The sequence below is a fragment of the Vibrio sp. 10N.222.54.A3 genome, assembly GCF_041474095.1.
Lineage (GTDB): Bacteria > Pseudomonadota > Gammaproteobacteria > Enterobacterales > Vibrionaceae > Vibrio > Vibrio crassostreae_C.
In genome coordinates this window covers 22959-33400 of record NZ_JBFRTN010000053.1, presented here as the reverse complement: position 1 = coordinate 33400, position 10442 = coordinate 22959, and the positions used below count along the sequence as shown (strand labels likewise).

General features: G+C 45.2%; 7 protein-coding genes and 1 tRNA gene. 3 read left to right on the top strand and 5 right to left on the bottom strand.

Annotated elements, in window-relative coordinates; genetic code table 11:
* Nucleotides 1–83 precede the first annotated feature (83 nt).
* Nucleotides 84–174, top strand: a tRNA-Ser gene (locus tag AB4507_RS12175).
* 116 nt (nt 175–290) lie between these two features.
* On the opposite strand, the gene ilvY is transcribed toward AB4507_RS12175, so the two are convergent.
* Nucleotides 291–1181, bottom strand: a complete 891-nt coding sequence (gene ilvY / locus AB4507_RS12170; protein WP_017061966.1) for an HTH-type transcriptional activator IlvY — start codon at nt 1179–1181, stop codon at nt 291–293.
* A gap of 146 nt (nt 1182–1327) precedes the next feature.
* On the opposite strand from ilvY, the gene ilvC reads away from it, so the two are divergent.
* A complete protein-coding gene (gene ilvC, locus AB4507_RS12165) occupies nt 1328–2812 on the top strand; it encodes a ketol-acid reductoisomerase (protein WP_017061965.1) in 1485 nt (494 codons plus the stop codon).
* Nucleotides 2813–2975: 163 nt separating this feature from the next.
* Here the strand turns inward: ilvC and ubiK are convergent, their stop codons facing one another.
* The 4 genes from ubiK to AB4507_RS12145 form a co-directional block, all read right to left on the bottom strand.
* Complete coding sequence (ubiK, locus tag AB4507_RS12160; RefSeq protein WP_017061964.1) at nt 2976–3227, bottom strand: ubiquinone biosynthesis accessory factor UbiK; 252 nt, start codon at nt 3225–3227, stop codon at nt 2976–2978.
* Nucleotides 3228–3347: 120 nt separating this feature from the next.
* On the bottom strand, nt 3348–6476 hold the full coding sequence (locus AB4507_RS12155; RefSeq protein WP_017061963.1) for a multidrug efflux RND transporter permease subunit: 3129 nt from the start codon (nt 6474–6476) through the stop codon (nt 3348–3350).
* 11 nt (nt 6477–6487) lie between these two features.
* A complete protein-coding gene (locus tag AB4507_RS12150; RefSeq protein ID WP_017069625.1) occupies nt 6488–7594 on the bottom strand; it encodes an efflux RND transporter periplasmic adaptor subunit in 1107 nt (368 codons plus the stop codon).
* An 18-nt stretch (nt 7595–7612) separates the two neighbouring features.
* The gene (locus AB4507_RS12145; RefSeq protein WP_017061961.1) at nt 7613–8194 is read right to left on the bottom strand and encodes a TetR/AcrR family transcriptional regulator; all 582 of its coding nucleotides are present in this window, start codon (nt 8192–8194) and stop codon (nt 7613–7615) included.
* 180 nt (nt 8195–8374) lie between these two features.
* Between AB4507_RS12145 and rep the strand changes: the two genes are divergently transcribed.
* The gene (gene rep / locus AB4507_RS12140) at nt 8375–10393 is read left to right on the top strand and encodes a DNA helicase Rep (protein ID WP_372125331.1); all 2019 of its coding nucleotides are present in this window, start codon (nt 8375–8377) and stop codon (nt 10391–10393) included.
* Nucleotides 10394–10442 lie beyond the last annotated feature (49 nt).

Sequence of the window (10442 nt, the reverse complement as noted above, 5' to 3'; positions counted from 1 at the left end):
ACATCGCCAGGCTTTAAATATCGTTACCTGTGTATACATGTAACAACATCTACAGTGTACGAATCTGTTGATGACAATTTTTTGGAGGGATGGCTGAGTGGTCGAAAGCACCGGTCTTGAAAACCGGCAACCGTTAATAGCGGTTCTAGGGTTCAAATCCCTATCCCTCCACCACCATTAGAAAGCCCGCTGAGAAATCAGCGGGCTTTTTTCTTATCTGCGATATACATAAATAAAAGGGGAAGGGCACTGACGTGCTCTTCCCTTTTTTGTATTTAAAACAATGACGACTAGTCCGCTAAATATTTCCCTTCTGCAACTTGCCAGAACGCTCGAATTAGAGGGTTATCTAGCTGTGCTCGCTTACAACATACGCCTAACTCAAATGGCTTGATAGGTTCTATCTTTAAGCGGCTAACTTTATCTCTTACTGGACTGTTGTTTATGACCACATCAGGTGCGATGCCAACTCCACATCCTAGTGCCACCATACTTACAATCGCCTCATGGCCAGAAACTTGCGCGTATATGTTGGGTTTTATCTTCATCTTTTTAAACCATGCATTGGCTCGTTCACGCGCTGTTCCTGCTTCTGGGATGATAAAGGGCACTTCATTCCAGTTTGGCTTATCGGATTGCAGTTGTTGGCTAAAGCTACTCACACCAGATGGAATGATGACTGACAGTGGAATATCGCTGATGGTTTCGAATTCTAACCTTGAAGGAAGGATGTCTGGCTTTGCTGAAATCGCGATATCCGCTTCATCGTTTAAGATCTTGTCGATGGATTGAGCTGGATCACCAGTAGAGAGCTTAAATTCAATATACGGATGAATAGCCCTAAATTCGGTTATGAGTTCAGGTAGGTGACTGTAGCTAGCCGTTACTGAACAAAATATACGGATCTCACCTTTAAGTTCTTGCTCTCCGCCCTTCAGGTGAAGGTTATATTGCTGCCACTCTCCCACGATGCTCAATGCTACAGGCAATAGGTGTTTTCCTGCTGGGGTAAGATCAACACTGCGGTTGTCTCTGATTAGCAGTTCTTGTCCTGTTTCCTCTTCAAGCTTTTGTATCTGACGGCTCAGCGCTGAAGGACTGACGTGCATAGCAGCAGCGGTTTTGCTGAAACTCTTGCTGTCGCATAAATGTATAAATAATTGTAGAGATTTTATGTTCATGTTCTGCGATCGTTTCCATGTTGCATTTATTGCAATAACTAATTGTGAATATATCACTTTCAGCAACGGAGTGTCTGTTTTAGTATGAAGTCATTCGATAGAGAGATATCGACCTTACGGACTTATTTTTAAAGGAGTGCCCTAGAATGGCTAACTATTTCAATACATTAAACCTTCGTGAACAACTAGACCAATTAGGTCGTTGCCGCTTTATGGATCGTGAAGAATTCGCGACAGAAGCTGAATACCTTGAAGGTAAGAAAATCGTAATTGTTGGTTGTGGTGCTCAAGGCCTAAACCAAGGTCTAAATATGCGTGATTCTGGTCTAGACGTATCTTACGCTCTACGCCAAGCGGCAATTGATGAAAAGCGTCAATCATTCAAAAATGCTGATGAAAACGGCTTTGTTGTGGGTAGCTACGAAACGCTAATCCCTCAAGCAGACCTAGTAATCAACCTTACTCCTGATAAGCAACACACAAACGTTGTTGAAACAGTAATGCCTCTAATGAAGCAAGGCGCTGCTCTTGGTTACTCTCACGGCTTCAACGTTGTGGAAGAAGGCATGCAATTACGTGCTGACCTTACTGTAGTAATGGTTGCACCTAAGTGTCCAGGCTCTGAAGTTCGCGAAGAGTACAAACGTGGCTTCGGTGTACCAACACTTATCGCTGTTCACCCAGAAAACGACCCTAAAGGCGAAGGTTGGGATATCGCTAAAGCTTGGGCTGCAGGTACTGGTGGTCACCGTGCAGGTTGCCTAGAGTCTTCTTTCGTAGCAGAAGTTAAATCTGACCTGATGGGTGAGCAAACTATCCTTTGTGGCATGCTACAAGCGGGTTCTATCGTATCTTACGAGAAGATGATTGCTGATGGCATCGAACCTGGCTACGCAGGCAAGCTTCTACAATACGGTTGGGAAACGATTACTGAAGCACTTAAGTTTGGTGGCGTAACTCACATGATGGATCGCCTATCTAACCCGGCTAAAGTTAAAGCGTTTGAGCTTTCTGAAGAGCTTAAAGACCTAATGCGTCCGCTTTACAACAAGCACATGGATGACATCATCTCTGGTCACTTCTCTAGCACAATGATGGCTGACTGGGCGAACGATGACGTGAACCTACTAGGCTGGCGTGAAGAGACAGGCGAAACTGCATTCGAAAACTACCCAGCTTCTGACGTAGAAATCTCAGAGCAAGAGTACTTCGACAACGGTATCCTAATGGTTGCTATGGTTCGTGCCGGTGTTGAGCTAGCATTCGAAGCTATGACGGCATCAGGCATCATTGATGAGTCTGCTTACTACGAATCTCTACATGAGCTTCCACTAATCGCAAACACAGTTGCTCGTAAGCGTCTTTACGAAATGAACGTTGTAATCTCTGATACTGCTGAGTACGGTAACTACCTATTCGCTAACGTAGCAACACCGCTACTACGTGAGAAGTTCATGCCTTCAGTAGCAACGGACGTCATCGGCCGTGGTCTAGGTGAGACATCTAACCAAGTTGATAACGCTAAGCTAATTGAAGTAAACGAAGCTATCCGTAACCACCCTGTAGAATACATTGGTGAAGAGCTACGTAGCTACATGAGCGACATGAAGCGTATCGCTGTTGGCGGTTAATCTTCCAGTTCATCACTGAATAAAAATAGCCCTGAACATTTGTTCGGGGCTTTTTTATGCTTGCAACTATTTTACCGGTGAAGGCTTGATAGATTGAGGAAAAAATAAAGGCTTACCCGAAGGTAAGCCTTTATTCGAACTTGAACTGATTGAAAAAAAATGACTATTTGTCTGAAAGCTTTGCTTCTAGTTCAGCCAGTTTTTGTTCCATTTCAGTGAGCTTCTGGCGAGTGCGAAGCAGTACTTGTGTTTGAACATCAAACTCTTCACGGCTCACAACGTCTAGCTTGTTGAGTTGGCCTTGGATAACTTGGCGAACTTTTTGGTCTACGTCTGAACCAAGCTCTTTTACTGGTTGAGGCATAGAATCGTGGATCTGCTTAGCAATTTGCTCTAGTTTTTTTGGATCAAACATATCAATTAAAACTCCTGAATATTTATCACTATTCTATTTAATCACATCAAAGATGTCGCCTATGGCGTACAAAAAAAAGGCCACCGAAGTAGCCTTTTTATTGTTAATACGACAGGGAAATTACTTATTGTTAGCTAATTCTCTGTGCGCCGCTTTTGCTTCATCAACACGGGCCAGCTTCTCGAGATCTTTATCTTCGAGGAAAACTGGAATTGGTTTATGTTTTTCGGCTAAGTAGCTATAAATAACCGGCAGAACAAACAGCGTAAACAGCGTACCAATCGCCAGACCAGCAACGATAACAATACCGATACTAAAGCGCTGAGCTGCACCTGCACCCGTGGCGTACATCAATGGGATCAGGCCTGCAATCATCGCCGCTGTTGTCATTAGGATTGGACGTAGACGTACCCTTGCCGCCTCCATAACCGCCTCTTTGCGTGATAATTTATTATGCAGCTGCTCTTCTTTTGCTACCTCACAGATCAAGATACCGTGCTTGGTAATCAGACCAACCAAGGTAATCAGCCCCACTTGCGAGTAGATGTTCATCGTCGCTGCGCCCCAAGCGAGCGCAATCAATGCACCACATATTGCGAGTGGCACCGACACCATGATAACCAATGGATCTTTTAACGACTCAAATTGAATCGCCAGAACCAAGAAGATGATCGCCAGTGCTAAACCGAACGTCACATACAGTGCGCTGCCTTCTGTTACAAACTGACGCGACTCACCCATGTAGTCATGGTTATAGCCTGCAGGTAATTTGGTTTGGGCAATGTTTTCAAACCAGTTTACCGCATCACCCATCGCCGCGCCCGGCATAGGAACCGCACCGACCGTCGCTGAGTTCAACTGGTTGAAGTGAGGAAGAGAGCGAGGCTCTGCCACCACATCAATTGTTACCAAGCTACCGAGAGGAACAGCATCACCATTGCTGGCTCGAACGTAGTAATGATTCATTGACTCTGGGTTTAAGCGGAACTTACGCTCAACCTGAGGGATCACTTCATAAGAACGACCGTTGAGGTCAATACGGTTAACGTAACCATCCGACATCATGGTGCTTAGGGTGACACCGATATCTTGCATCGTTACCCCATAAGCGCCCGCCATATCTTTATCAATTTGAATCTTCATCGTTGCTGAATCGTAGTTCAAATCAAGGTCAGAGTAGACAAAGAGAGGGCTATCTTTCACATCCGTTAAAATATCGGTTGCGATAGCGAATAAGCTCTCAAAGCTGCTTGGTGTGGTAATCACAAACTGGAGTGGTAGACCAGAACCGGCACCCGGCAACTCTGGCATTTGGAACGCGGTTACTGCCATGCCTGGGATATCTTGTAGCAATCCACTGATACGGTTCGTTACCTCAGATTGGCTAGCCGTGCGCTCACTCCATGGCACCATTGAGGCAATACCAAATGCTTGGTTTGAGTTTGGTACACCAGTGAAGGATTGAGCGTATTGGATTTCAGGCTGGGTCACCAAGATACCGCTCACGTCATCCATCGTGTTACTTAGGTAGTCTAGGTTAGCCGTTGATTGACCAGTACCAATCATCATCACCACCCCTTTATCTTCTGCAGGGGCAAGTTCACTTGGGATGAATTTAAACAGCATCGGCAAGCTTAAAAATACAATGACCGCAAAGCCAATGATAACCGGACGATGATCCATGATCGCATGCAGCATCTTAGAGTAACGGCCTGTCATACGATCAAGTACGCTGTGTACCTTCAGTTCAAACTTACTCGGCTGTGCATTTTCTTTTAGCAGCTTTGAACACATCATTGGAGACAGTGTTAAAGCGATGATTCCAGAAACAAATACCGCGCCAGCGAGGGTTAATGCGAACTCTTTAAACAGCGAGCCTGTGATACCACCCATCATTGCGATAGGGGCATAAACCGCGCCCAATGTCAGTGTCATTGCAATAACCGGTACTGCAATTTCACGGGTACCAATGATGGCAGCCCTGAAAGGAGATTCCCCCAATTTGACGTGTCGATCGACGTTTTCCAGTACTACGATTGCATCATCAACCACTAGACCGATTGCTAATACCATCGCCAGTAGCGTCATTAAGTTCCATGAGAAACCCATGACTTGCATCACCATCGCAACACCAACCAGCGATAAAGGGATGGTTACGATAGGAATGATAACCGCACGCAATGAGCCTAAGAATAGCGTGATAACCACTAATACAATCAGCGCGGCTTCAACAATCGTGTGTATAACCTCTTGAATGGATTCATTAATCGCAATGGTTGAGTCATACATGATATTCATGCTGATATTGCTTGGTAGGTTTCGCTCCAACTCAGGATACAGCTGCATAACATCAGCAGCAATGTTGATCGGGTTAGCACTTGGCGCTGCATTGATGGCGGTTACAACCGTTTGTTTGCCATTAGCACTTGCGCGAACCACATCGTGGCTTTTTTCTAGTGAAACCTTAGCAATATCACCTAAGCGAACAATAGAACCGCCATTTTGACTGGTTTTGACCACCAACCTTTCTAATTCATCGGTATTGGTTACTTGGGTATTGGCACTGCCGTTGTACAGCATAAACTCACCAATTGCTTGGCCAGTTGCTGATTGGTAGTTGTTTGCATTAAGCACCGTCATCACGTCAGTGGCTGTCAGGTTTAATGCTGCCATTTTGGAAGGATCAAGCCATACACGTAATGCGTATTTGATCCCGCCGTACAAGTCGACCTTTGATACGCCATTAACGGTAAACAGTTGTGGGTTAACCACTCGCTCAAGGTAGTCGGTAATTTGGCTTGCAGAGAGTTCATCACTCGTAAAACCAATGTAGAGTACCGCCGTTGTTGAACCGGTAGACATAGTTACGGTTGGATCTTCGGCTTCTTTAGGAAGCTGAGAACGTACCGAGTTAGTCTTGGCCAGTATGTCAGACAGTGCGGCATTCGGGTCGGTATTGAGCTTCATATTGACCGTAATAGTCGAGCTACCGAGTACGGACTGCGACGTCATATAATCAATATTATCGGCTTGAGCGATCGCTTGTTCTAATGGCTGAGTTATAAAGCCTTGGATCAGATCGGCACTGGCACCGTAATAGCTCGTCGTGACCGTCACGATCGTATTTGTCATGTCTGGGTATTCACGAACCTGCATTTTGAAGATTGCTTGGAAGCCAAGCAATGCGATCAAAAAGCTGATTGAAATAGCCAGAACTGGACGTTTAATAAAAACATCAGTAAAGCGCATGATTCCTCCAATTACAGCATTGGTGTTTCAGCTGGCGGCGTCGTTGCATCACTTTCTACAACTCGAACTTTAGCATTGTTACTTAAACGAACTTGGCCCGTTGTCACGACAACATCGCCAGGCTCTACGCCTTCCAGTATGTGAGCAATACTTTCTGTACGTTCACCTACTTTCACCACTTGTTGTTTCACACGCTGCACACCATCTTCTTCACGTAAAATATAAACATTGTCACCGTAAAGTGTGAAAGTGATGGCCGTCTGAGGCAGTGTCACTTGGTTTGCTAGTTTAGGTAGAATGATGTTAGCGCGCGCAAACATACCGCTACGTAACTTACCATCGTTGTTTGGGATATCGGCTTGTACTTGGATAAGACCACTTTGGATGCTAACCGCAGGCTCAATGGCACTAATAGAACCTTTAAACGGTTTTTCTGGGTATGCATCAACGAAGATGTCGATCGCCTGACCAACCTCAATACGAGAGATGTCATTTTGAGAAATAGTGAAGCGTAGGCGCATAACACTGGTGTCTTCTAGGCGAACGATGTCAGTGCCAGATTGTAGGTATTGGCCTAGATACACATTACGAATACCGACAGTGCCGTCAAACGGAGCGCGGATCTCGCGACGGGCAATCGATGCTTTAAGGCTTTCAATATCAGCCGCTAACGATAAGAAATTAGCTTCTGCTTCATCGAAGGCTTCCTTAGAGATAGAGCCTTTCTTGAATAGCCCTTGGTAGCGCTTGTATTTAGCTTCAGCAGCCGGTAAGCGTGCCTCAGAGCTTTTTAGATTGGCTTTCTCTACATCAGAATCAAGGCGGATCAGTTGTTGGTCATTTTTAACCTCAGTACCTGATTCGAAAGAAATTTGATCGATAACACCGCTGGTTTCGTTCGCTAGTGTCACACCTTGGTTAGGTTCGATGAAGCCGATAGCTTCAATCACTGGAACCCAGTCGATCGGCTGAACTTCAGTTACCGTTACTGGAAACTCTGGTTCAGGGCGGTTGGCCATATACTCAGCAATTTTTTGTTGTTTGAACATGTTAAACCCAATAACGCTGCCGAAAAGTAGTACAGCGATGAGTAACATGAAGAAAGTCCACTTTTTCATTATGGTCAAAACTCCGATCTAGTGTTTAATTATTGCGTCCCAACTGGCTTCGATTGCAGATTCTAGTTCTGCCTCATCAAGTTGGTAAAATCCTAAAGAATGCTTGCGTGCTAGAGAAACACTAGCCGCCAAGCTCAATCCACCTAATACTTCATTGTTAAGTGGTTTAAACAATCCTTGTTCTTTCCCCTCATTAAATAGCAGCTCAACTTGGGCAAACATTTTACGTTCTAGTTCCCTGAAGTTTAGGCTATTTGTGATGGGTAGAGAGTCATACTGAACCCGATTTTTTATTGCGGCTAAATTCGTTCCTGCTAAGTTCCATATGTTCAACCACATAGTACGGTAGCGTTGTTTAATTGGATCCGAATCATTAACCCCTTGTTGAACAGCATCAGCTACTCTTTGAGTCACGAGCATTCGAACATCTTCTATCAAATGCTCTTTATCATCGAAGTAGCGATAGATAGTGCCTGCAGCCACTCCCGCTTCTTTGGCTAATTTTTGCATTGAAAGGCCTTGGAAACCGACCTCTGCAATTAGCTTTTCAGCTGCAGAAAGTATTTGCTGGCGTTTATCCCGAGGTGCATGAGTTGTCATATTTCAACCACCAATGAATGAACGTTCATTCATTATAGCCTAATAACCACACACATGTGCAACAAAGTTTTACATAATCAGCGTAAAAATCTTGTATAAGAGAACGTAGCATTCGTGCTGTTGCAGCATTATTATAGGCGCGCAATTGAATTCGCCCCTCTAGACCAAACTGAGAATCAAATGAAACTGAACCCAAGACAAGATGAAGCCGTGAAATATGTTTCGGGCCCCTGCTTAGTATTAGCGGGCGCTGGATCCGGTAAAACACGTGTTATCACCAATAAAATTGCTTATCTGGTTCAGGAATGTGGCTATAAGGCGCGTAATATTGCGGCGGTGACCTTTACTAATAAAGCGGCACGCGAGATGAAAGAGCGTGTTGGGCAAACTCTAGGTAAGGGCGAATCGAAAGGGCTGATTGTTTCGACTTTTCATACCATGGGCTTAACCATCATTCGCCGTGAATACAAAGCGCTGGGTTTGAAAGCGGGTTTCTCTCTGTTTGATGACCAAGACCAGTTAGCTTTGTTAAAAGAGTTAACAGAGAGACAGATCGATGGTGATAAGGATTTGCTACGCGCTTTAATGGGCACCATTTCGAATTGGAAAAATGACATGCTGACGCCAGATCAGGCGAAAGCACGTGCTCAAGGCGAACAAGAGCAGTTGTTTGCATTCTGTTTTGAGATGTACCAGAAACAGATGAAGGCATACAACGCACTCGATTTTGATGATCTGATCGCGATGCCTGTATTACTACTGAAAACCAATCAAGAGGTGCGTGAGCGCTGGCAGTCGCGTATCCGCTATTTACTGGTCGATGAATACCAAGATACCAACACCAGCCAATATGAGTTGGTTCGTTTACTGGTGGGAGAGCGTGGTCGCTTGACGGTAGTAGGTGACGATGACCAATCTATCTATTCATGGCGTGGTGCAAAACCGCAAAACTTGGTGTTGCTGGGTGAGGACTATCCAAATCTTCGCTTGATCAAACTCGAGCAAAACTATCGCTCAACCAGCCGAATATTACGTGCGGCGAACATCTTGATCGCCAACAACCCACACGTTTATGAAAAGTCACTATTCTCAGAGATCCCAGACGGTGAAAAGCTCAAGGTACTGAATGCTAAGAATGAAGAGCATGAAGCAGAGCGTATTACCGGCGAGATCATCGCCCACAAGTTTTTGAACCGTACTGAATACAAAGATTACGCAGTGCTTTACCGTGGTAACCACCAATCACGCTTGATTGAAAAAGCGCTGATGCAGAACCGTGTGCCTTACAAGATCTCTGGCGGTACCTCTTTCTTCGCGAGAGCCGAGATTAAAGACATCATGGCTTACCTGCGTGTGTTGGTGAACCCTGATGATGACAACGCCTTCCTACGTATTGTAAACACACCGCGCCGAGAGATTGGTCCGGTGACGCTTGAGAAGTTAGGCAGCTACGCCAATATGCGTGGCAAGAGCTTGTTTGAAGCCAGCTTTGAGATGGGCTTAGAGCAGACACTGACGGGGCGTGGTTTAGAAAATTTGCGCCGCTTCGGTGACTGGATTGTTCGTATCTCAGACAATGCCGAGCGTGGTAATACGGTTGAAGCCGTTCGTTCTTTGGTTCGTGACATCAACTACGAAGATTGGTTGTACGAAACCTCAGCGAGCCCGAAAGCCGCTGAAATGCGAATGAAGAACGTCTCTGATCTGTATAGCTGGATTGTGGCCGATCTTGAGGGTGACAACTACGATAAAGAAGAGAAAACCCTGCGCGAGGTGGTTCAACGTTTAACGCTGCGCGATATGATGGAGCGTGGTGAGGATGATGACGATGCAGATCAAGTCCAATTAATGACATTGCATGCATCGAAAGGTCTAGAGTTCCCATATGTATTCTTGATGGGTGCAGAAGAGGGCATCTTGCCGCACCAAACCAGTGTCGATGAAGGCAACGTAGAAGAAGAACGTCGTCTTATGTATGTGGGGATTACTCGAGCGCAGAAAGAGCTGACTTTTACTAAGTGTCGTGAACGTCGTCAATATGGTGAATTAATAAAGCCAACACAAAGCCGCTTCCTCGATGAGCTGCCGCACGATGATGTGGAGTGGGAAAGCGTTAAGAAGCCTCAATCCGCTGAAGAAAGAATGGAAAAAGGGCAGGCGCACATTGCGAATATTCGAGCGATGTTCAACAAGAAGTAATGCCCTACTTTAATCGCACTATATAGAAGCCAATAAAAAAGGTGACCAT